Here is a 23,406-nt window from a genome sequence, read left to right on the forward strand (position 1 = left end):
TCAATTTGATGGCTTTTTTTGAATAAATAATTAAGGAAAAACTTAACATTAAGAAATTGATTTAATGATTATCTTTGATTACAATTAACTTATCCTTAAAAAAATCAATCCTAAAAAATATAAATTATGGAAGAAAACAAAGAAGAAATTGTAAACGAAACAATCAAAGAAGTAACTACTCCCAAACCTAAAAAACCTAGAACTAGCAGAGCAACAAAATCAAGTCAAGAAGTTGAAAAAGTTGAAGCAGTTGAAGAAATTACACAAACTGTATCTGATGCAGAAGAAAATCAAATAGAACCCTTTTTGGAAGAATTGGATGCACTAATTGAAAAGGACATAAAAAAAGCCAAGAAAAAGAAAAAAAACAAGAAAAAAGAAAAGGCTAAGGAAAAAGAAAAAAAAGCTAAAGAAAAAGCAAAGGCAAAGGCTAAAGCTAAAAAAGCGAAGAAGGCTAAAAAAGAGAAAGCCAAAAAAGCCAAACTCAAAGCTAAACTCAAAGAGAAAAAAGCCAAAGCTAAATCTAAAAAAGCAAAGAAAAACAAAAAGAAATAATTGTTTTAAAATAAAAAAATCCCAAATTCCAATTAGAATTGGAATTTGGGATTTTTTTATTGTAGGCAAAAACTATTTTTTAGCCAAAGCTGCACTCATTTCCATAGAAATGGCAGAACGCTCCATTTTTAATTTTCCAGCCATTGTTTCAATTACAACTGTAGTTTCAGCAAGTTCAGCAACTTTGCCATGAAGTCCGCTTTTAGTAATGATTTTGTCGCCTACTTTCAAAGCACTTTCAAATTCTTTTTCTTGTTTGGCTCTTTTTTGTTGTGGTCTAATCATAAAGAAATAGAAAACCACAAACAAAGCTAGATAAGGCGAAAACTTTAATAAATCTCCCATAATTTTTATTTAATTTTTTATTTAATTTTTATTTACATTTTATTTACATTAATCCGCGTCCGATTTTTTTGATACGATCGTTAGTTTCTAATTCTTTGACCAAATTATCTAAAATTCCGTTAATAAAAATACTACTTTTTGGTGTTGAATATTCTTTGGCTAATTCTAGGTATTCGTTCAAAGTAACTTTTACAGGAATCGAAGGGAATTTCAACAATTCACAAATAGCCATTTTAAGGATAATCGTATCAATTTCGGCAATTCTTTCGCTGTCCCAATTTGGAGTTTTATCTACATATTCTTTTGCCAATTCCTTTTCGTTCAAAATTGTTTTTCGGAATAAATCTCTAACAAAATCCTTGTCTTCGTTGTCTTTGAATAATTTTACAACTCTAAAATTACCGCCTTCAACAGCTTTTATTGCTCTTAATTGCTTAATAATTTCAGTATTTACAACTGGAATATCATCAATCCAAGTTAGTTTATTGTCTTCTAGATAGTCGTATAATTTTTCATTTGGAACAATAACCTGCTCAAACAAATTGACAATAAATTCCTTATCTTCTTCGAATGTGTTAACGGCATTGCTCATATAATTTGCATACAACTTGCTCTTTTTAACAGCATCCAAAAGAATTAAAATATAATCATCATTCAAAGCCCAATTGTCTATTTTACGCGTTTCCAGAGCAATACTCAACGAATTATTTTCGGCAAGTATTTGAAAAATAGCGTTTTTTATAAATTTTTCGTTGGGTTTGCGCTCTTGCGGAGTGGCAAGATGTTTTTGGCTAGACTTATGCAAAAAAACAGATTCTTTCTTGCAAATTTCGATCAATGAGGAAAGCATTATAAGGTATAAATCCTGAATAGCGTCTATACTATAAAAAAGGAATTTTTCTTCTTTTTCTAAATTATCTGACCCATTTTGATGCATCGCATATATGGATTGCATAACCTTAACGCGAATATGTCTTCTATTTACCACCTTGTAAGAACTTTTTTAAATTAGTTTGCAAAAATAAGAATTTCATTTTTTAAAACAGAATTAAACCTGAAAAATATCTAATTTTCCTATTACCTTTGAAATTCATAAAAGAAGAAAAATCCAGATGAAAGAATTACAATATTTAAACAAATATTTTGTAAAATACAAATACAGCTTTTTATTAGGCATCATTATTACTATAGTTGCACAAATTTTTTCTTTGTTTACGCCTAAATTAATAAGTAAATCGTTTACCATAATCGAATCATTTGCAAAAGATAAAACAGTTACAAAAGCAATCATTCAACACGAATTAGTTACTAATATTTTATTGATAATTGCGACAACAATAATTGCTGGTTTCCTTACTTTCCTAATGCGTCAAACACTAATTGTAATGTCGCGTCACATCGAATTTGATTTAAAAAATGAAGTTTTCAAACAATACGAAAATCTATCGCAAAATTTCTACAAACAGAACCGAACTGGCGACTTGATGAACCGAATTAGCGAAGACGTTTCGAAAGTGAGAATGTATGTTGGTCCAGCCGTAATGTACACCATAAATACCATTATTCGTTTTACAATTGTAATCATTTATATGATTAATGTTTCGCCACGATTGACTTTGTACACCTTGCTTCCATTGCCAATTTTGTCATATGCTATATTCAAAATAAGTTCTGAAATCAATAAAAGAAGCACTATTTTTCAACAATATTTATCTAAAGTTTCGAGTTTCACTCAAGAAATATTTTCAGGAATTAGAGTCATAAAAGCCTATTCATTAGAAGACCAACATCAAAATAATATGATTGATTTGTCTAACGAAAGTAAACACAAAAGCTTGAGTTTAGCAAAAGTACAAGCCTTATTTGGCCCTTTAATGATGGCTCTGATCGGAATAAGCAACTTAGTTGTAATTTATTTTGGTGGATTAATGTACATCAACGGAACCATCAAAAGCATTGGAACCATCGCCGAATTTATCCTGTATGTAAATATGTTGACTTGGCCAGTGGCTTCATTAGGTTGGGTTTCATCAATGGTTCAAGAAGCCGAAGCCTCGCAAAAACGCATCAACGAATTCCTTAAAATTGTTCCTGAAATACAAAATAATACCTCAGAAAAATCGATAATTGAAGGGGCAATTTCTTTCGAAAATGTAAGCTATATTTATGAAGACACCAACATAAAAGCTTTGCAAGACATCAGCTTTACTGTTCACAAAGGAGAAACTCTGGCTATTTTAGGAAAAACCGGTTCAGGAAAATCAACTATTATTTCACTGATTTCAAGACTTTATGACGTATCAGAAGGTCAAATTACTATTGACAAAAAAGAAATTAGTAAAGTCAATTTATTCGATTTGAGAAATAGCATTGGAATTGTGCCACAAGATGCTTTTTTGTTTTCAGATACCATCAAAAACAACATCAAGTTTGGCAAAGAAGACGCAACCGACGATGAAATAGAAGCAGTTGCAAAAAACGCAGTAGTTCACGACAATATCATCGGTTTCAGCAAACAATATGATACCATTCTAGGCGAAAGAGGTATCACACTTTCAGGTGGACAAAAACAACGGGTTTCGATTGCGAGAGCCATCATCAAAAATCCTAAAATTTTATTATTCGACGATTGTCTATCTGCGGTTGATACCGAAACCGAAGAAGCCATTTTGAACAATCTCGAGGAAATTTGTAGAGACAAAACGACCATAATTGTGAGCCATAGAGTATCTTCGGCCAAAAATGCAGACCGTATTATTATCCTTGACGAAGGACGAATTATTGAGCAAGGCTCTCATAATCAATTACTAAATCAGGAGGGGTATTATGCCGCTTTATACCTTAAACAACTTTCTGAAAAAGAATTGCAATAATTGTTGTGTAATACATATATTTTTTAGATTTTTGAGTAGTACTTAACAACCACAAATTGACCGAAGGATTATGAGAGAAAATGATATGTTAGAAAAAGAAGAGATTTTTTCTAAAGTTTTAAGAGCTGGAAGAAGAACCTATTTCTTTGATGTAAGAGCTACAAAAGCAGACGATTATTATATTACAATTACCGAAAGCAAGAAATTTACCGAAACCGATGGTTCATTTCACTTCAAAAAACACAAAATATATTTATACAAAGAAGATTTTGTAGCTTTCGCCGAAATTTTAGAAGAAATGACTTCTTACGTTTTGAACCACAAAGGTGAAGAAGTAATCTCTGAAAGACACCAAAAAGATTATAAAAAAGAATATGATTTTGACAAAATCGAAGAAGAAAAAATCCCTTCTATTTCTAGTTTTACCAATATCGAATTTGAAGATATTTAGATTTTAATTCAATAAACCAAATAATAACTAACCAAACCCAACCACCAAGTCCAAAAGTCGCAAGATTTTTGGACTTTTTTTTGCAATGTATCTCCAAAAACATCTAAATAAAAAATCCCAAAACTCTCGCTTTGGGATTAGATATATTTATGCAAAACAGTACAGACGTTGCAATGCAATGTCTCTATCGTTATTTTATTTTACATCCATTAATTCTACATCAAAAATTAAGGTTGCATTTGGTGGAATCACACCTCCAGCACCATTTGGCCCATATCCTAAATCAGATGGAATAACAAAACGAGCTTTATCTCCAACTTTCAATAAAGCAATTCCTTCGTCCCAACCTTCGATAACTTGACCAATACCCAATTTGAATTCGATTGGTTTTTTTCTTGGATAGGAAGAATCAAACACTTTTCCGTTTTCTAATGACCCTTCGTAGTGAACAGATACTGTTTTTCCGGCTTCAGCTTGTTTTCCATTTCCTTTTTGAATGAATTGGTAACGCAATCCTGATTCTGTTTTTTCGAAACCTGCTGCTAATTTTTCCATTTTAGCTTCAGATTCTGCTTTCAAAGCAGCTAATTTTTTCAATCGAGCTCCTTTCAAACCAACATAAGCTTCAATTGCATTCCAATTTTTCGCTTCCGCTCCTACTCTAATAATTTCAAGAGTTTCTAATTTATCGCCTTGAGCAATAGCATCCACTACATCTTGACCTTCGATTACATGACCAAAAACAGTGTGTTTATCATCTAACCACGGAGTTGCAACGTGCGTAATAAAAAACTGAGAACCATTACTTCCTGGCCCTGAATTTGCCATAGACAAAACCCCTGGCGCATCGTGACGCAAATCTGAATGAAATTCATCATCAAATTTATACCCAGGATCACCAGTTCCAGTTCCAAGAGGACAACCTCCTTGAATCATAAAATCTGGAATCACTCTATGAAAATTTAAACCATCATAGAATTTTTGTCCTTGTGGTTTTATTTTGTTTTCCATATTTCCTTCTGCGAGTGCTACAAAATTCCCTACAGTTCCTGGTGTTAAATCGTGTGTCAATTTTACTAAAATCGCCCCTTTTGCGGTATTGAATTTAGCGTATATTCCGTTTTCCATTTTTATTGTTTTTTATTGAGGTGCAAATTTACAAAAATAATTAGAGTTGACGATTTGCAAATACAGTGATTTTTAAAATTCCCTTTTTAATAAGTCATTTTTTGCATAAAATCTTCGCGAATTGGACTAAAAACATCTATAAGCAAACCATCTTCAATACAAACCACACCGTGAATAATATGCGGCGGAATATAGAAACAATCGCCTTGTTTCATTACTTTGGTCACACCATTAATAGTTACTTCAAAGACTCCTTTGGCTACATTAGTTACTTGCGAATGATAATGTTCGTGAGGCGTTCCAATTGATCCTTGTTCGAAAAGAACATTGACCATCATAATCGTATCATCATACCCCATTATTTTACGCTTGATGCCTTCTCCCACTACTTCCCAGTCGAATTCATCGTCTTTTATAAATTCTTTACTTGCTCCAAAACTTTGCATATGTTATTGTTTTTGTGTCTAAAATTCGTTCTTGTAAAAGTAATTTTTTTCAATTAAGAAACAATGAAATTTATCACACCAATTCCTAGCCCAGATAGCAGTGGAAATCCTCCCGATTTTTCTTCGGGAGATTGTAACGAATAGCTGGAAATAGCTCCTGAAAAAAAACTTTGTACATTTGCATCCTAGAAAAGAAAAAAAAATGCGCATAGATATTATAACCGTATTACCTGAATTATTGCGAAGTCCGTTTGAGGCTTCGATAATGAAACGTGCTATTGACAAAGGAATTGTGGAAGTTCATTTTCATAATCTGAGAGATTATACGACCAATAAACAAAAAAGCGTGGACGATTATCCGTATGGTGGTGGTGCTGGAATGGTAATGAATATCCAGCCGATTGACGATTGTATTACACATCTCAAAAGCGAAAGAACTTACGACGAAATCATTTATATGTCGCCAGATGGTGATACTTTGAACCAAAAAATGGCCAACACAATGTCGATGTATGAAAATATTATCATTCTTTGTGGTCATTATAAAGGTGTGGATCAACGCGTTCGTGATCATTTCATTACCAAAGAAATTTCGATTGGCGATTATGTTTTGAGTGGCGGAGAATTGGGTGCTTTGGTGTTGTGCGATTCTATAATTCGATTGATTCCAGGTGTTTTGAGTGATGAAACTTCGGCATTAACGGATAGTTTCCAAGATAATTTATTATCAGGCCCAATATATACAAGACCTGCGGATTATAAAGGTTGGAAAGTTCCAGAAGTTTTAACCAGCGGAAATTTTGCCAAAATCGACAAATGGAGAGAAGATATGGCTTATGAACATACTAAAAATAGACGACCGGATTTGCTAGAATAGTCTGAAAGTCCAAAGTTCAAAAGTCTGAAAATAACGTTATGCGAAAATATCAATAAAAAGATTAAAAAAAATCGTAATTCATAATTCATAATTCATAATTTATAATTATTTTTGCGCCCTCATTAGACCAACCTCTGGCGAAATCCGTGAATGTTGCTCTTTTTAAAACCATAAAATAAAAATAAAATGGCAGATTTATTGAAATTCGTTCAAGACGAATTCGTAACAAGAAAAGATTTCCCTGAATTTGGAGCTGGAGACACAATCACAGTTTTCTATGAAATTAAAGAGGGTGAAAAAACAAGAACACAGTTTTTTAAAGGTGTTGTTATTCAAAGAAGAGGTTCTGGAAACACAGAAACTTTCACAATTCGTAAAATGTCAGGTGCAATTGGTGTAGAGCGTATCTTCCCAGTTAACTTGCCAGCTTTGCAAAAAATTGAAATCAACAAGAAAGGTGCTGTACGTAGAGCTAGAATTTTCTACTTCAGACAACTTACTGGTAAAAAAGCTAAAATTAGAGATAAAAGAAGATAGTCAACTATCTCTTTGTTATAAAACTCCCAATTTATTTGGGAGTTTTTTTTGACCAAAAATCAAAATACTTTACAATATAATCAGCAAAATTAAAGATTTCAACCATTTTCCATTTTTCAATTTAATAAAACTTAGAAGCGAATATTTAACAATTCTCTTTTAGCAAATTAAAAAATCATAATTTCATAAATATTAGGGCTAAAGCAAACTTAATTGAGATTGTTTTCGATTTACGAAAACGTTTTTCTTACATTTGTTGCCCAAAATAAATACTAAACAATTTTTATTCAAATGTCAACAAAATCTAAAATTTTTTACACGCTAACCGATGAAGCTCCATTGTTAGCCACTTATTCTTTTTTGCCAATTGTTCAAGCATTTACAGCAACATCCAATATCGAAATCGAACCTAGAGACATTTCCGTAGCAGGAAGAATTTTAGCTAACTTTTCTGATTATTTGAATGAAGACCAAAAAACAGAAGATACTTTGGCCGAACTAGGAAAACTAGCCACAACTCCAGAAGCCAATATCATAAAACTACCTAATGTTTCTGCTTCTGTTCCGCAACTAAAAGCAGCTATTGCTGAATTACAGGCGAATGGATATGCCTTACCAAACTTTCCTGAAGATCCACAAAATGAAGAAGAAAAAACTATCAAAGCTAAATATTCTAAAGTTTTAGGTTCGGCTGTGAATCCAGTTTTGCGCGAAGGAAATTCTGATCGTAGAGCTCCAAAAGCAGTTAAGAATTATGCAAAAGCCAATCCGCATTCAATGGGAGCTTGGTCTGCTGATTCTAAATCAAAAGTAGCCTCGATGGAAAGTGGTGATTTTTACGGAAGTGAAAAATCAGCAACTATTACTGAAGCCAATGATATGAAAATTGAATTCGTTGCCAAAGACGGAACTGTTACCGTTTTAAAAGCAAGCACACCATTAAAATCAGCTGAAATTATTGACAGTTCTGTATTAAACATACAAAAGCTAAGAAGCTTTGTTGCTGCAGCCATAAAAGAATCTAAAGAGAAAAACATTTTGTTTTCAGTTCACTTGAAAGCAACAATGATGAAAGTTTCGGATCCTATTATTTTTGGAACTATTGTAGAAGTATATTTTGCTGATGTTTTCGAAAAATACGCCACTTTATTTGCCGAATTAAATATTGATACCCGCAATGGTTTGGGTGATGTTTATGCAAAAATTGCTGGGAATCCACAACAAGCCGAAGTTGAAGCTGCAATAAACAAAGCAATAGAAAACGGACCCGCTTTGGCTATGGTGAATTCAGACAAAGGAATTACCAATCTTCACGTTCCATCTGATGTAATTGTAGACGCTTCAATGCCTGCAATGATTCGTACTTCTGGACAAATGTATAACAAAGAAGGAAAACAACAAGATACTCTTGCTCTTATTCCAGATCGTTGTTATGCAGGTGTTTTTGAAGCTGTGATTGAATTTTGTAAAAAACATGGAGCTTTTGACCCAAGAACAATGGGAAGCTGTTCAAACGTAGGTTTGATGGCACAAAAAGCCGAAGAATATGGATCACACGACAAAACATTCCAAATTAAAGAAGACGGAATTGTTCGTGCAGTAGATACAAATGGCATTGTTTTGATGGAACAAGCCGTTGAAAAAAATGATATTTTTAGAATGTGCCAAACCAAAGATGCTCCTATTCAAGACTGGGTAAAACTGGCAGTAAATAGAGCTCGTTTGACTAGTCTTCCAACAATTTTCTGGTTAGACAATAACAGAGCACACGACAGAGAATTAATTACTAAGGTCGAGAAATACTTAAAAGACTACGATACAACTGGTCTAGATATTCAAATTCTGAATCCAATTGAAGCTACCAATTTTACAATGGAGCGAATGATTAAAGGATTAGACACCATTTCGGTTTCTGGAAATGTTTTACGTGACTATTTAACTGATTTATTTCCAATTTTAGAACTAGGAACTTCTTCAAAAATGTTGTCTATCGTTCCTTTAATGAATGGTGGTGGATTGTTTGAAACTGGTGCTGGAGGTTCTGCTCCTAAACACGTACAACAATTTGTAGAAGAAGGCTATTTACGTTGGGATTCTCTAGGTGAATTTTTGGCATTAGGTGCTTCTTTAGAATATATTGGAGAAACATTAAACAATTCGAAAGCCTTTGTTTTGGCAGAAACCCTTGATGCTGCCACTGAAAAATTCTTAGCAAATGACAAATCTCCTGCTCGTAAAGTAGGACAAATTGACAACCGTGGATCACACTTTTATTTGGCGATGTACTGGGCAGAAGCTTTGGGAGCACAAGATAAAGATGCCGAATTAAAAGCCGTATTTGCTCCAATCGCTGCCGAGTTTTTCGCAAATGAAGCAAAAATCAATGCCGAATTAATTGGAACACAAGGAAAACCACAAAATATTGGTGGTTACTACCAACCTAATCCTGAATTGACTAGCAAGGCAATGCGACCTAGTGAAACATTTAATTCTATTTTGGCAAAAATTGCATAAATGTTTTTTTACAATTATAGAACACTAATAAAGACGACTTTCGGGTCGTCTTTTTTTTTATATATTTGAATGAACCAAAAAATATCCAACAGATTTTAAAAACAAACTTCTGAAAATGACAGCAAAAAAAACCATTACTGTAGAAACACTTATAAAAGCTCCCATCGAAAAAATTTGGGAATTCTGGACAAATCCCGAAGACATCACAAAATGGTGCACTGCTTCTGAAGATTGGCACACCACCCGAGCCGAAAACAATCTGAAAACTGGAGGTAAATTCCTCACCAGAATGGAAGCCAAAGACGGCAGTTTTGGCTTTGATTTCGAAGGGATTTATACTGATGTAATAACCAATGAAAAAATTGGTTACACCACTTTGGATGACAGAAAAGTAGATATTACATTTTCACAAACCGAAAGTGGAATCCAAATCACGGAAACTTTTGAAGCCGAAAACGAAAATCCCATTGAAATGCAAAAAATGGGTTGGCAAGCTATTTTAAATAATTTTAAAAATTACACTGAAAAATAATCTTTTAAAAAAACTAAGATAAAAAAGCCTATTTATCCTTGCTTATGGTTTGATGGTAATGCAAAAGCATCAGCCGATTTTTATTGTTCCATTTTCAAAAATTCAAAAATAATAAATAACACTCCAATGGTGGTGCGTTTTGAAATTGAAGGTAAATTGATTATGGGGTTAAACGGTGGACCAATGTTCAAAATAAATCCATCCATATCTCTTTTTGTCACTTGTGAAACCAATGAAGAAATAGAATCTATTTGGAACCAGCTATCAAAAGAAGGAACTATAATGATGCCTTTAGACCAATATCCTTGGAGTGAAAAATATGGTTTTGTTGCTGATAAATTTGGCGTTTGCTGGCAATTAATGCTGGGGGAAATTCCGCCAAATAGACAGAAAATAATGCCTTGCTTTCTATTTGTTGGAGAACAATACGGCAAAGCTCAAGCAGCTATAAAACAATACACTTCCATTTTCCCCAATTCAAAAATACAAAATTTGAGTATTGATGAATCTGAAGATCAGCAACAAGCCGGAAGTTTAAAATTTGGTAATTTCACCTTAGAAAACCAATTATTTGCTGCGATGGATGGTTTGGGCGAACACCATTTTCAATTTAACGAGGGGGTTTCGTTGGTTGTGGAATGCGATAATCAAAGTGAAATTGATTCATATTGGACAAAACTAACTGAAGGCGGAAGCGAAAGTCAGTGTGGCTGGCTCAAAGATAGATTTGGCGTTTCTTGGCAAATTGTACCAACCATTTTAAGTGAATTGATGTCCGATCCCGAAAAAGCACCTAGAGTCGTTCAAGCTTTTATGAAAATGAAAAAGTTTGATATCGAAACTTTGTTAAATACCTAAAACAACTATTTTGAAGACCATTTTCAAAGATATAGACCATTATATTTCTGTTCAAACTCCAGATGTTCAAGTTCTTTTGGAGCAAATGCGGCAAATCATAAAAAAAGCTGCTCCAAAAGCTGAAGAAGTAATCAGTTATAATATGCCTGCATTTAAATATCACGGAATGTTGGTTTACTTTGCAGCTTATAAAAATCACATCGGTTTTTACGCTACACCAACGGGACACTCTCAATTCAAGGAAGAATTATCGATTTACAAACAAGGAAAAGGTTCGGTTCAATTCCCTTTGACAAAGCCTTTACCATTAGATTTAATTTCAAGAATAGTTCAATTTAGGATGAATGAAAACCTAATAAAATCAACTAAAAAATAAGCCAAGCAATAAGCTAAATTGTTGTTTACCATTAAAAACTTTATAAAACTTTAACGTTTGTTTTCCTGCTTATAGCTTTGGATTTTACGAAATTTGCAACTCAAAAATTTAGAAATGATTTCAAAGAAAATTATTGCCTTATTGCTGTTTTTTTTAACCACAATTGATTCTTTTTCCCAAGACACAAACTCCAGTGAACTAACAAAGCAAAAATTCACATTGAGTGGAACCATTACCGATGCCAATAGCAATGAAACGCTAATTGGAGTAAACGTTTCCATCGCTGAATTAAAAACTGGGGTAACAACCAATGAATACGGGTTTTATTCTATAACGCTACCAAAAGGAAACTACACCTTGCAAATTGCGTATTTGGGTTTTCAAAATATGGAAGAAAAAATTCAATTATCTCAAAATTTTAAAAGAAATTTCAAACTACAAAGTAGCGAACAACAATTGCAAGAAGTTGTAGTCACCTCCAACAAAAAAAGCACCAACATCAAAACGCCCGAAATGAGTGTGAACAAACTCTCGATGGGAACCATCAAAAAAATGCCTGTGGTTTTGGGAGAAACCGATGTGTTGAAATCCATTTTATTGCTTCCAGGAGTTACAAACGCTGGCGAAGGACAATCGGGTTTTAATGTTCGTGGTGGTGGTGCCGATCAGAATCTGGTTTTATTAGACGAGGCTACAATATTCAATTCCTCTCACGTTTTTGGTTTTTTCTCGGTTTTTAATCCCGATGCGATTAAGGATTTAAAACTCTACAAAGGAGGAATCCCGTCACGTTACGGAGGTCGAGCTTCTTCTGTTTTGGACATTTATCAAAAAGACGGGAACAGCAATAATTTTCATATGAACGGAGGAATTGGTTTAATCTCCAGTCGATTATTAGCCGAAGGTCCGATTGTGAAAGACAAAGGCTCTTTCCTAATTGGTGGTCGAACTTCCTATGCACATTTGTTCTTGAAATTGGCAGACAATGACAATTCGGCTTCGTTTTATGATTTGAATGCCAAATTAAATTACAAACTAAACGCTAATAATAGCCTTTATGTTTCGAGTTATTTTGGTAGAGATTTTTTTAATATTAGCAAAGAATTTCAAAATACGTACGGCAACAGCACTTTCAATTTAAGATGGAATCATTTGTTTTCCGAAAGACATTTCTCTAATTTGTCGGCCATTTTTAGTGATTATTATTACGGTTTAACCCTGTCTTCGGTAGGTTTTGATTGGCAATCGAGTATTAAAAATTTCAATATAAAATATGATTTAAAATACTATTTGAACGACAAAATCAAATTGAGTTATGGACTGAATTCTATTTATTACAAATTCAATCCAGGAACAATCGAACCCATTGATGCCAATTCGAGTATTAATTTCAAGCAATTGGACAAGAAAAATGCTTTTGAACCTTCCATTTATTTGGAAGCAGAGCACCAAGCCACTCAAAAATTATCGTTTATGTATGGTTTGCGCTACAGTATGTTTTATAGATTGGGAGCATCAACTGTTAATCTATACGAAAACAATCAAGCCGTAACCTTCAACGACCAACTCAAAATTTACGAAAAAGGAGTGCCAACAGGAACAAAATCTTACGGTTATAATGAAGTAATCACCTCGTTTTCAAATTTAGAACCTCGTTTTTCTAGTTCGTATGTTTTAGACGAAAAATCATCGGTAAAAGCCAGTTACAACCGAATGGTGCAATACCTCCAATTGGTTTCGAATACTACCTCACCTACTCCGTTAGATATTTGGACACCAAGCGATCAATACATTCAACCGCAAATTGCCGATCAAGTGGCTGCGGGTTATTTCAGAAATTTCAAAGACGATATGTATTCTTTGGAAGTGGAAAGTTTTTACAAAAAAGTAAAAAACCGAATCGATTATATTGATGGTGCTGATTTAATTGCCAACAACGCCATCGAACAAGTAATCCTCAACGGACAATTGCGAGCGTATGGATTGGAATTGATGTTGCGCAAAAACAGTGGTAAATTCAACGGTTGGGTTGCATATACTTTGTCTAATTCAGAACAACAAACCCCTGGTAGAACTCTAAATGAAACCGGAATCAACAACGGAAATTGGTACAAATCGGGTTATCATAAATTGCACAATTTGGCTGTAACGGCTAATTACAATTTGAATCCAAAATGGACTTTCGGAGGAAATTTCATCTTGCAATCGGGTCAACCTGTGACTTTTCCGAACGGACAATACCAATACCAAGGCATTACTGTTCCTAGTTATGGCGGTCGAAACGAAAACAACCTGCCATTATACCACCATTTAGATTTGGCGGCAACTTACACACCTAAACCCGAGAAAAGAAAAGGATGGCAGAGCGAATGGGTTTTTAGTGTTTACAACATCTATAATCGAAAAAATGCCGCTTCGATTAGCTTCCGAGAAAACCAAACATCTGGAGCTAATGAAGCTGTCAAATTATCCATTTTTGGCGCAGTTCCATCTGTGAGTTATAATTTCAAATTCTAAAACTATGCAAATTTTAAAATATATTACACTATCATTGCTACTTCTTTCCATCATCAGTTGTGAAGAAGTAATCGATGTTGATTTGAAAACGGAAACACCAAGATTGGTTATTGATGCCGCAATCAATTGGCAAAAAGGGACAGATGGTTCATCTCAAAAAATAATGCTATCTACCACAACTAGTTTTTACAATACTATCATTCCAAAAGTTTCTGGAGCCACTGTTTCTGTAAAAAGTAGTGAAAATTTTAATTATATTTTTACCGAAATACCCAACACAGGCGAATACCAATGTACTACTTTCAAACCCATCATTGGCGAAACTTATACCCTAACTGTTGTCTATAAAAACGAAACCTATACCGCGACCGAAACCATGCAATCAGTCAGTCCTATTTATAGCATTCAACAAAAAAATGACGGCGGATTTTCTGGCAAAGATTATGAAATTGAAGTTTCGTTTAAAGATCCGCTAGTTAAAAATTTTTATATGGTAAAATTCTTTCCTGATATTTATAAAGCACCCAGTTATCAAGTTATTGGCGACGAATATACAAATGGAAATCTAAAATCTTGGCAATTCAGTGACGAAGATTTAAAACAAGGAAGTACCATCGCCATAACCCATTACGGAGTTTCTGAATCGTATTACAATTATATGAACAAACTCATCTCGGTAGCAAGCAGTTCAGGCGGAGGAAGTCCATTTCAAACGCCACCAGCGACTGTAAGAGGAAATATTGTTAACCAAACTAATATCAACAATTATGCTTTGGGCTATTTTTCACTAAGCGAAGTTGATTATCAAAATTATATCATTAAATAAAACAGAAATCAAACTCGCAATTTATTGTCTTTCCTCTCTTAAAATTACAAATTTTCAATTACGAATTACGAACCTAGAAATACTATCTTTGAAAATTAATCCATAATTGAAAAATCATAATTCCTATTTAACTATGTCTTCACACCATATCGTTCGCGATGACCAAGAACCCGCATTAATCATTGCCAACGGAGCTGCTTGTAATCCCGAATTATTGGGACAATTACTCGAATGGTCGCCATTGGTAATCGTGCTTGACTCGGCAATGGAACGGGTTTTAGAATTGGGCATAAAAGTAGATGTTTTGTTAGGCGATTTCGACCGTGGTTTTGACCCTAATTACTATAAAGAAAAACAATATCCATTGGAAATTGTCCACACACCAGACCAAAACAAAACCGATTTAGAAAAAGCATTTGATTACCTAATCGAACGAGAAATTCCAGCCGTAAACGTAGTTTGGGCCACCGGAAAACGTGCCGATCATACTATAACTAATATTACCAACATCAGTCGTTACAGAGATTTAATTAAAATCGTTGTTTTGGACGACCATTCCAAAGTGTTTTTATTGCCCAAAAAATTCGAGAAATGGTATCCTGCCAACACACCACTTTCCTTGATTCCAGTAGGTCACGTTACCGGAATTCATTCTGAAAATTTATTTTATCCTTTAGAAAATGATACGCTAACCATTGGCTATAGAACCGGAAGCAGCAATCACGTAAAAGAAGATGGAATAGTAATTATAGAACACCAAGAAGGAGATTTATTAATGATGGAATGTTGGGATTAATTGATTGTAGATTTTAGATTTTCCACATCAATCTAAAATCTGAACTCTAAAATCTAAAATCCTATTTTTCGACTATCTTTGCATCGAAATAAAGAAAATGAAATTGAAACCGATCATCGAAAAAACGAATTTACATCCCCGAAATCAACACCGAATGGGATATAATTTTGAAGAATTAATTGCCCTTTGTCCTGAACTTCAACCCTATGTTTCCATAAATGAACATAATATAAGAACCATTGATTTCAGTAATCCTCAAGCTGTAAAAGCTCTCAACAAAGCCTTGCTGATTGCCAATTACAACATTCAAAATTGGGATATTCCTTCAACGAATCTTTGCCCACCCATTCCTGGTCGCGTAGATTATATTCATTATATCGCCGATTTATTAGCTTCCAACAATAACAGAATCATTCCCGAAGGCGAAAATGTACAGGTTTTGGATATTGGTGTTGGTGCGAATTGTATTTATCCTATTTTAGGAAATACAGTTTATGGTTGGTCTTTCGTTGGAACCGAAATTGACGAAAAAGCCATTCAAAATTGCAAAAAAATCATTGAAGCTAATCCAAGATTAATGGATTATATCAGTTTGCAATTGCAAACCGAATCGCGTTTTATTTTCAAAAACATCATCACGCCCGAAGATCGATTTTCGCTAACAATTTGCAATCCACCTTTTCATAATTCTGCCGAAGAAGCGACAAAAGCTTCCATTCGCAAGGTCAACAATCTCGAAAATACGCGAACTACAAAGCCTGTCTTGAATTTTGGTGGTCAAAATGCCGAATTATGGTGTGAAGGTGGCGAACTAGGATTCATCACCCAAATGATTTTCGAAAGTGCCAAATTCCCGATGCAATGCCTTTGGTTTACAACTTTGGTCTCCAAAAAAGAGAACCTTTCCAGTTTATATAAAACCCTCAACAAAGTCAATGTGGTCGAAGTAAAAACCATTGATATGGCTCAAGGTCAAAAAACAAGTAGAATTTTAGCTTGGACTTTTCAAACGGAAGCGCAACAGAAGAAGTGGAAGTTTGAGTAGTAAAGAATGTTTATAAATGGATTATCTATAATTTAAAAAAAATGCAGAATGTAATCAAAAAACTGAAAGAATATAGTAATCAAATAGATTTGAAAGAAAGATTTGATTACAATTTTGACAATTCTGATAAAATATTCAGTTCTTCAGATACAAATCGACTTAAAAAATATAAAAATCCATTTGAACAAAACATTGAATTAAAATGGATTTTAAGTGACAAATACAAATCAAATCTAGATCAGAGTTTTATTGATTTTTGGATAATCAATGTTTGGGGTGGAATACGTGGATTTAAACATAATGACCGGAATATTGAGAAAATTTTGCGATTCAAAAAACAGGTTCAAAAAGGCAAATTATCATTAGATTGTTTTAGCACAATATCTTCATTGTCGAAAATTTCATCCTTTATGCAACCAGAGAATTTTGTAATTTATGATTCCAGAGTAATTTATACTCTAAACTGGTTGATTTTGACTTGTGAAAATCAAAACGGATTTAATAGAAAGTATTTCCCAATGCCAATTGGACGTAATAAAATAATTGCGGATTTTGATATGAATACAATTGTTAACATATCACATATTTCTGAATATGTTAAAAATACAGAACTATATATTTCTCAACAAGATGCTTATTTCGAGTTTTGTGATTTTATAAAGAAAACCACTAAATTAATTTATGGAGATAATTCAAAGCCTTACGAACTCGAGATGCTATTATTCACATTAGCTGATAAAGAAATATTTAAAGATTTAAAAGAACTCATAAAAATAACAACCAGTTCTAGCTCCGCAAACCAGATAACCGAGACTGAAAACTGATTTTTTTACTTCTGAATTGGAAGTTCACTCGAACCCCATTCTGTCCAAGAACCATCATAAACTGCTTTCGGATTATCCGAAATCAACTCGCAGGCCAATAAAACGATGCAAGCAGTTATGCCAGAGCCACAAGTGAATATTAAAGGTTGGTCGTTTAGATTTAGTATTTCTTTCAATTCTGCTTCTGATTTGTATTTGCCATCTCGTTGCAGTTCAGTAAAGGGAACGTTCATAGAACCTGGAATATGCCCGCTTCTCATTCCTGCTCTTGGTTCTTCGAGTGTGGCGTGAAATCTATCAGAAGACCTGGCATCTATCAAAACCGCTTCTTTGGTTTCACTATTTTCTAGAATTTGCTCTTTGTCTTTGATGGCGTTAGGATTTAGTTGGGCTTCAAAATCTCCTTTTGGGTAAGATGAAGTTTGGATTTGATTGTCCGTTGGCAAACCCTCTCTAATCCATTCTGGAAATCCACCATCCAAAACATAAACATCAGAATGTCCCATTGTTTTAAACATCCACCAAGCTCTTGGACTCGAATAAATTCCTAAAGTATCATAAACGACAATAATACTGTTTTTGTTAATACCTAATTTTTGACATTCCTCAGTAAATTGTTGAGTTGAAGGAAAGGTGTTAGGCAGCGGATTTCGGGTATCACTAAAATTATTTTTAATATCAAATAGACGAGATCCTTTTATTTGTAAACCAGAATTTTGATTTTCTAAATTTGCATGATTTTGTTCTAATCGAGCTTCGAGAACAATTAAATTTGAATCGTTTAAATGTTCTTGAAGCCATGAAACAGAAACTATTGGATTTGTCATTTTTTAGTAGTTAATTTTAGCAATTAATTGTTGCAGCAATAGTTGCCCTTCTTCCCAATATTCTAGATTTGAATCGGAGTTAATGTGTCCTTTCTGACCAATATTTACAAAATCACTTCCCCAATCTGAGGCTAATTCTTCGGCTCTTTCTAGTGAAATATAGGTGTCATTTTCGGTTCCAACCACTAGTGATGGAAACGGAATTTCTGACGTTGGAATTGGTGAAAAATGCCTCAAAAAAACAGGAGTATGTTCTGGCGAATTGACATCGGCAGGAGCGACTAACAAAGCTCCAATAATATTTGAATTGGTGTTTTTAGAAACCCAATGCATTACTAAAGAAACTGCCAAACTATGAGCTACTAAAATCGTTGGTTCTTTTAATTGTTGAATGGTTGAATCCAATCGGGCAAGCCATTCATCGAGTTGTGGTTCATCCCAATTGTCTTGAATGACTTTGGTCGAATTGGGAAATTTTTGAAGCCAAAAACTTTGCCAATGTTGCTCTCCAGAATCACCAAGTCCGGGAATGATTAATAAATGTGGAATCATTTTTTTATTTTTTTTAAAGGCTCTAAGTTGCTAAGTTACTTCTTTTTCCAATATTCTATATTAGGCTAAAAAAAGAACACCTGAAAAGTTTTGAAACTCTTCAGGTGCACTATTCTAATTATATAAGTTAGTTGTTATAACTGATCACTAAAAACTGTTTACTGAGCACTACTTTTAAGCGTCCAAATCAACAGTAGTTCTGGCGGCAATTTCTTTATAAGTTCCATTTACTAATTTATCACGAATGGCTTCAAAGGCAGTCAATGTTTCATCAATATCGGATAAAGTGTGCGATGCTGTTGGAATAACACGCAACAAAATCATTCCTTTTGGTATCACTGGATAAATCACAATCGACAAGAAAATACCGTAGTTTTCTCTTAAATCATTCACCATAATCATCGCTTCGGGAACACTTCCTTCTAAATAAACTGGAGTTACACAAGTGTTTGTATCTCCAATATTAAATCCTTTATTTCTTAAACCATTTTGCAAAGCATTTACATTTTCCCAAAGTTTATTTTTCAATCCTGGATTATCACGCAACAATTGCAAACGTTTCAGAGAGCCAATCGTTTGAATCATTGGCAAGGCTTTAGCAAACATTTGAGAACGTAAATTATATTTCAAATAGTCGATAATGTCTTTATCGGCAGCAACAAATGCACCAATATTCGCCATCGATTTGGCAAAAGTAGAAAAATAAACATCAATTCCATCTTGGCAACCTTGCTCCTCGCCTGCTCCAGCACCTGTTTTTCCAAGTGTTCCAAAACCGTGTGCATCATCAACCAAAAGACGGAAATTGTATTTCTTTTTCATTTCCACAATTTCTTTCAACTTTCCTTGTTGACCACGCATTCCGAAAACACCTTCAGTGATGAAAAGGATTCCTCCTCCTGTTTCCGTAGCTAATTTTGTAGCACGTTGCAGGTTTTTCTCCATACTTTCAATATCGTTGTGTTTGTAAGTAAAACGTTTTCCACTATGCAAACGAACACCGTCAATAATACAAGCGTGACCATCTACATCATACACAATCACGTCATTTCTAGTCACCAAAGCGTCAATGATAGACACCATTCCTTGATACCCAAAATTCAACAAATAAGCCGATTCTTTCTTAACGAAAGCAGCTAATTCATTTTCTAATTGTTCGTGATATTTGGTGTGTCCGCTCATCATACGAGCTCCCATTGGCGCAGCAGCACCAAATTCTAAAGCCGCATCCGCATCTGCTTTACGAACTTCTGGATGATTTGCTAGACCTAAATAATCATTCAAACTCCAGTTCAAAACCTCTTTTCCTTGAAATTTCATTCTTGGTCCTAAATCTCCTTCTAATTTTGGAAATACAAAATAACCTTCTGCTTGTGAAGCCCATTTTCCCAATGGTCCTTTATTGTTTTGAATTCTTGCGAATAAATCTACTACCATACTATTTTGAAGTATTATATATTTTTTGAAGTGCAAAATTAATTATTTAATCTGTCTTATCATAATGTTTTTTTAGGAGCTATTTCCAGCTGTTTACTGTATCTTTTACTTTTTAAGAAAAAAGTAAAAGGATGCCGTTTCCTCCTGGACTATTTAGCAGATTTAACAATAAATTTTGTATATTTGGTTAACAAAATCTATGTTATGTCCAATTCCATTTTAAATGAACTTCACGCTTTACTCAAAGCAAATGTCATTAATGAAGAAACAGCTCAAAAAATAAAGGAACATTACACTAAAAATGGTGACCAAAGCCAGAGTAAGTTATTTATGATTTTTGGGATTTTAGGAGCAATCCTATCTGGATTGGGAATAATACTTATTCTTGCTCATAATTGGGATGATTTATCCAATTCCATTAAATCAATACTATCGTTTCTTCCGCTAGTAATTGGACAATTATTTTGCGGTTACACCATTCTTAAAAAGGCTGAAACCCCAATCTGGAGAGAAAGTTCATCTGTTTTTCTATTTTTTGGTATTGGAGCAAGCATATCGCTAATAGCCCAAGTTTATAATATTTCTGGGGATTTAAACTCATTTCTTATCACTTGGATGCTCCTGAGTTTGCCCTTGGTTTATTTGCTACGAACATCGATAGTATCTCTTTTATACATCATAGGCATTACTTATTATTGTTGCAATTCAAATTATTTTACTTATCCCAAAGAGCAAAACTATCTTTTTTGGCTTTTATTTTTGGGTATGATACCTCATTATTACCAACTTTTAACCACAAAATCACAAAGCAATTTCACCTTATTTCACAATTGGTTCGTAGCTATTTCTCTAGTAATAAGCCTAGGTTCTATTAGAGATGGAAACGAAAAATTATTGTATTTGTCGTATATGTGTTTGTTTGCCATTTACTATTTCATTGGAAAAAGTTCCTTTTTCAAGAATCAAAAACTCAAATTCAATAGTTACCGAATTATTGGTAAACTAGGAACCCTCATCCTACTTTCCGTTTATACATTCAAAAGTTTTTGGAACTTTTTCCACGAAAAAAAAGTACACGAAAATCCGATTATTACATCTCCCGAATTTATAATTACTTCAATTCTATCCATTATAGCTGCTGTTTTATTTTACAAAAAAAACAATACATCCCATTTCAAAAATTTTGACTTAATAGAAATTATTTTTCTGCTGAATATTCCTCTACTATTTATGGGTGAAGTTGCCGCAATTGTTGCCAATGGAATTGTTTTAGCAATAGGCGTTTTAGAAATAAAACGAGGAAATCAGCTCAACAACTTACGAATTTTAAATTTTGGATTACTCATTATTATCATACTCATAACCTGTCGTTTTTTTGATACCGACTTTAGTTTTATAGTTCGAGGAATCTTATTTATATCATTGGGTCTCGGTTTTTTCTTGACAAATTATGTAATACTAAAAAAAAGAAATAGAAATGAAAAATAAAAACATCCTGATTACACTCTTTCTTTTGGTAGTTTTGGCTCAATTATTTGTTCCATTGCAAATGATTTATCATCAAGAAGACATTATAAATACGGGCAAAATGTTGAAATTTCAATGCGAACCTATCGACCCCAACGATCCTTTTAGAGGAAAATACATTACTTTAAACTTTAAAGAAGAAGGAATAAAGGTCAAAAATTTAAAAGAATGGAATAGAAACGAAACTATCTTTGCCAAAATTGAAACTGCTAAAGACGGATTTGCGAAAATTAAATCCATTTCAAGAACAGAACCTACAGATAATTCGATTTATTTAAAGCTAAAAATCGACTATATTGCTGACTATGATTATGAACACAAAATATATTTGGATTTTCCGTTTGATCGTTTTTATATGAATGAAAACAAAGCAAAAACCGCCGAAACAGTATATGCCGAATCTACAATTGACACCACAAAAATAGCTTACGCATTAGTCGCTACAAAAAACGGAGAAGCTGTAATAAAAGATGTTTTAATCGATAATATATCCATTAAAGAATTGGCAAAAGCCAAAAATAATAGTAACAAATAAAATATGTCACAAGATACCAAAGAATTAAAACTAGCCGTCCTTATTGATGCCGACAATGTCCCGTATAGCAACGTAAAGGGAATGATGGAAGAAATCGCCAAATACGGCACTCCAACCACAAAACGTATTTATGCTGATTGGACTAAACCCAATGCCAACGGCTGGAAGTCGGTTTTGTTGGAACACGCCATCACTCCAATTCAGCAATACAGTTACACAGTTGGGAAAAATTCCTCAGATTCTGCTTTGATTATTGACGCAATGGACTTGTTGTACTCCGACAAAGTAGATGGTTTTTGCATCGTTTCCAGCGATAGCGATTTTACTCGATTAGCAATCCGACTTCGTGAATCAGGGATGAAAGTTATCGGAATTGGCGAGAAAAAAACACCAAATTCGTTCATTGTAGCTTGCGATAGATTTATTTACATAGAAGTTTTGGACGGCGCCATCAAAAAGACTAGAAAAACGACCAACTCACAAAGCAAAACTCCAAAACCAACTCCAACTCCTGTAGCAGAATCTAAAAAACCTGTAGAAAAAGAAACCCCAAACAAAATCGACAACCAAACTATAGAACTCATAGAAGACACCCTCGACGCCATTGGAGATGAAGATGGCTGGGCATTTCTTGGAGATGTTGGAAACTTAATTGTAAAGAAAAAACCAGAATTCGACCCTAGAAATTATGGATTTTCTAAACTAACACCTATGCTGAAATCCCTAACTGATATTCTTGAAATTGACGAAAGAGAATCGGACAAAAAAGGCATCAAGCACGTATATGTGCGCTTGCGCTTCGCATAATTTCATTATAGACAATAATATATACTCAACCATCCTTTCGTTAATTATTAAATAATCATCCTTATTTTAATATTTATATAAATAAGCAACTAATCCAAACCATTATTAAACTTAAACTACTTAATTTTTAATATATAATAAAAAAAATTGCAACAGCAGACCTTCCAATGCCAAAATAAAATTGTTTTGACACAATGTAACTGGGTAAAAAAATGGAATTC

24 protein-coding genes are annotated in these 23,406 nt (G+C 33.7%); 17 read left to right on the forward strand and 7 right to left on the reverse strand.

Going from position 1 to position 23,406, the window contains the following annotated elements; translation table 11 throughout:
• The first annotated feature begins 126 nt into the window (after positions 1 to 126).
• Positions 127 to 555: a hypothetical protein gene (locus tag C3L50_RS16205; protein WP_133158849.1), complete on the forward strand. Its 429-nt coding sequence runs from the start codon at positions 127 to 129 to the stop codon at positions 553 to 555.
• Positions 556 to 627: 72 nt separating this feature from the next.
• On the opposite strand, the gene yajC is transcribed toward C3L50_RS16205, so the two are convergent.
• Positions 628 to 900 carry a preprotein translocase subunit YajC gene (gene yajC / locus C3L50_RS05215; RefSeq protein ID WP_103805082.1) on the reverse strand — a complete coding sequence of 91 codons (273 nt, stop codon included), beginning with the start codon at positions 898 to 900 and terminating at the stop codon, positions 628 to 630.
• Between the two features lie 43 nt (positions 901 to 943).
• Entirely contained in the window at positions 944 to 1,855 is a 912-nt protein-coding gene (gene nusB / locus C3L50_RS05220) for a transcription antitermination factor NusB (RefSeq protein WP_103805083.1), read from the reverse strand.
• Between the two features lie 157 nt (positions 1,856 to 2,012).
• Here nusB and C3L50_RS05225 point away from each other — a divergent pair, with 157 nt between their 5' ends.
• Together C3L50_RS05225 and C3L50_RS05230 are read left to right on the forward strand one after the other, a co-directional pair.
• Complete coding sequence (locus C3L50_RS05225; RefSeq protein WP_103805084.1) at positions 2,013 to 3,773, forward strand: ABC transporter ATP-binding protein; 1,761 nt, start codon at positions 2,013 to 2,015, stop codon at positions 3,771 to 3,773.
• A 70-nt stretch (positions 3,774 to 3,843) separates the two neighbouring features.
• Entirely contained in the window at positions 3,844 to 4,224 is a 381-nt protein-coding gene (locus C3L50_RS05230) for a PUR family DNA/RNA-binding protein (protein ID WP_103805085.1), read from the forward strand.
• A gap of 195 nt (positions 4,225 to 4,419) precedes the next feature.
• Here C3L50_RS05230 and C3L50_RS05235 read toward each other — a convergent pair whose 3' ends face one another.
• Together C3L50_RS05235 and C3L50_RS05240 are read right to left on the reverse strand one after the other, a co-directional pair.
• A complete protein-coding gene (locus C3L50_RS05235) occupies positions 4,420 to 5,352 on the reverse strand; it encodes a peptidylprolyl isomerase (protein ID WP_103805086.1) in 933 nt (310 codons plus the stop codon).
• Positions 5,353 to 5,438: 86 nt separating this feature from the next.
• Positions 5,439 to 5,798 carry a cupin domain-containing protein gene (locus C3L50_RS05240; protein WP_103805087.1) on the reverse strand — a complete coding sequence of 120 codons (360 nt, stop codon included), beginning with the start codon at positions 5,796 to 5,798 and terminating at the stop codon, positions 5,439 to 5,441.
• Positions 5,799 to 6,000: 202 nt separating this feature from the next.
• Between C3L50_RS05240 and trmD the strand changes: the two genes are divergently transcribed.
• From trmD to C3L50_RS05295, 11 genes are all read left to right on the forward strand, one after another.
• Positions 6,001 to 6,675, forward strand: coding sequence for a tRNA (guanosine(37)-N1)-methyltransferase TrmD (gene trmD / locus C3L50_RS05245; protein WP_103805088.1), 675 nt, complete (start codon positions 6,001 to 6,003; stop codon positions 6,673 to 6,675).
• A 186-nt stretch (positions 6,676 to 6,861) separates the two neighbouring features.
• Complete coding sequence (gene rplS, locus C3L50_RS05250) at positions 6,862 to 7,212, forward strand: 50S ribosomal protein L19 (protein WP_103805089.1); 351 nt, start codon at positions 6,862 to 6,864, stop codon at positions 7,210 to 7,212.
• 291 nt (positions 7,213 to 7,503) lie between these two features.
• Complete coding sequence (locus C3L50_RS05255) at positions 7,504 to 9,726, forward strand: NADP-dependent isocitrate dehydrogenase (protein WP_103805090.1); 2,223 nt, start codon at positions 7,504 to 7,506, stop codon at positions 9,724 to 9,726.
• 115 nt (positions 9,727 to 9,841) lie between these two features.
• Positions 9,842 to 10,258, forward strand: coding sequence for an SRPBCC family protein (locus tag C3L50_RS05260; RefSeq protein WP_103805091.1), 417 nt, complete (start codon positions 9,842 to 9,844; stop codon positions 10,256 to 10,258).
• A gap of 30 nt (positions 10,259 to 10,288) precedes the next feature.
• Positions 10,289 to 11,116, forward strand: coding sequence for a VOC family protein (locus tag C3L50_RS05265; RefSeq protein ID WP_262496677.1), 828 nt, complete (start codon positions 10,289 to 10,291; stop codon positions 11,114 to 11,116).
• A gap of 10 nt (positions 11,117 to 11,126) precedes the next feature.
• On the forward strand, positions 11,127 to 11,492 hold the full coding sequence (locus C3L50_RS05270; RefSeq protein ID WP_243400340.1) for an iron chaperone: 366 nt from the start codon (positions 11,127 to 11,129) through the stop codon (positions 11,490 to 11,492).
• A 114-nt stretch (positions 11,493 to 11,606) separates the two neighbouring features.
• Entirely contained in the window at positions 11,607 to 14,009 is a 2,403-nt protein-coding gene (locus tag C3L50_RS05275; RefSeq protein ID WP_103805093.1) for a TonB-dependent receptor, read from the forward strand.
• Between the two features lie 4 nt (positions 14,010 to 14,013).
• Entirely contained in the window at positions 14,014 to 14,835 is an 822-nt protein-coding gene (locus C3L50_RS05280; protein WP_103805094.1) for a DUF4249 domain-containing protein, read from the forward strand.
• Between the two features lie 133 nt (positions 14,836 to 14,968).
• Positions 14,969 to 15,631 (forward strand): thiamine diphosphokinase, encoded by a 663-nt coding sequence (locus C3L50_RS05285; RefSeq protein ID WP_103805095.1) that lies wholly within the window; start codon positions 14,969 to 14,971, stop codon positions 15,629 to 15,631.
• A 97-nt stretch (positions 15,632 to 15,728) separates the two neighbouring features.
• Positions 15,729 to 16,676, forward strand: a complete 948-nt coding sequence (gene rlmF, locus C3L50_RS05290; protein WP_103805096.1) for a 23S rRNA (adenine(1618)-N(6))-methyltransferase RlmF — start codon at positions 15,729 to 15,731, stop codon at positions 16,674 to 16,676.
• 41 nt (positions 16,677 to 16,717) lie between these two features.
• The gene (locus C3L50_RS05295) at positions 16,718 to 17,500 is read left to right on the forward strand and encodes a hypothetical protein (protein ID WP_103805097.1); all 783 of its coding nucleotides are present in this window, start codon (positions 16,718 to 16,720) and stop codon (positions 17,498 to 17,500) included.
• Between the two features lie 5 nt (positions 17,501 to 17,505).
• On the opposite strand, the gene C3L50_RS05300 is transcribed toward C3L50_RS05295, so the two are convergent.
• The 3 genes from C3L50_RS05300 to C3L50_RS05310 form a co-directional block, all read right to left on the reverse strand.
• The gene (locus C3L50_RS05300; protein WP_103805098.1) at positions 17,506 to 18,327 is read right to left on the reverse strand and encodes a sulfurtransferase; all 822 of its coding nucleotides are present in this window, start codon (positions 18,325 to 18,327) and stop codon (positions 17,506 to 17,508) included.
• Positions 18,328 to 18,330: 3 nt separating this feature from the next.
• Positions 18,331 to 18,879 (reverse strand): RBBP9/YdeN family alpha/beta hydrolase, encoded by a 549-nt coding sequence (locus C3L50_RS05305; RefSeq protein WP_103805099.1) that lies wholly within the window; start codon positions 18,877 to 18,879, stop codon positions 18,331 to 18,333.
• Between the two features lie 174 nt (positions 18,880 to 19,053).
• The gene (locus tag C3L50_RS05310) at positions 19,054 to 20,316 is read right to left on the reverse strand and encodes an aminotransferase class I/II-fold pyridoxal phosphate-dependent enzyme (protein WP_103805100.1); all 1,263 of its coding nucleotides are present in this window, start codon (positions 20,314 to 20,316) and stop codon (positions 19,054 to 19,056) included.
• Between the two features lie 204 nt (positions 20,317 to 20,520).
• Here C3L50_RS05310 and C3L50_RS05315 point away from each other — a divergent pair, with 204 nt between their 5' ends.
• The 3 genes from C3L50_RS05315 to C3L50_RS05325 are packed head-to-tail and all read left to right on the forward strand — an operon-like array spanning position 20,521 to position 23,185.
• Positions 20,521 to 21,804, forward strand: a complete 1,284-nt coding sequence (locus C3L50_RS05315) for a DUF2157 domain-containing protein (protein ID WP_103805101.1) — start codon at positions 20,521 to 20,523, stop codon at positions 21,802 to 21,804.
• Positions 21,794 to 22,378: a GDYXXLXY domain-containing protein gene (locus C3L50_RS05320; protein WP_103805102.1), complete on the forward strand. Its 585-nt coding sequence runs from the start codon at positions 21,794 to 21,796 to the stop codon at positions 22,376 to 22,378. The genes C3L50_RS05315 and C3L50_RS05320 overlap by 11 nt, the downstream gene beginning before the upstream one ends.
• Positions 22,379 to 22,381: 3 nt before the next feature.
• Positions 22,382 to 23,185: an NYN domain-containing protein gene (locus tag C3L50_RS05325; RefSeq protein ID WP_103805103.1), complete on the forward strand. Its 804-nt coding sequence runs from the start codon at positions 22,382 to 22,384 to the stop codon at positions 23,183 to 23,185.
• Positions 23,186 to 23,406: the final 221 nt, after the last annotated feature.

The sequence above is a fragment of the Flavobacterium alvei genome, assembly GCF_002920895.1.
Lineage (GTDB): Bacteria > Bacteroidota > Bacteroidia > Flavobacteriales > Flavobacteriaceae > Flavobacterium > Flavobacterium alvei.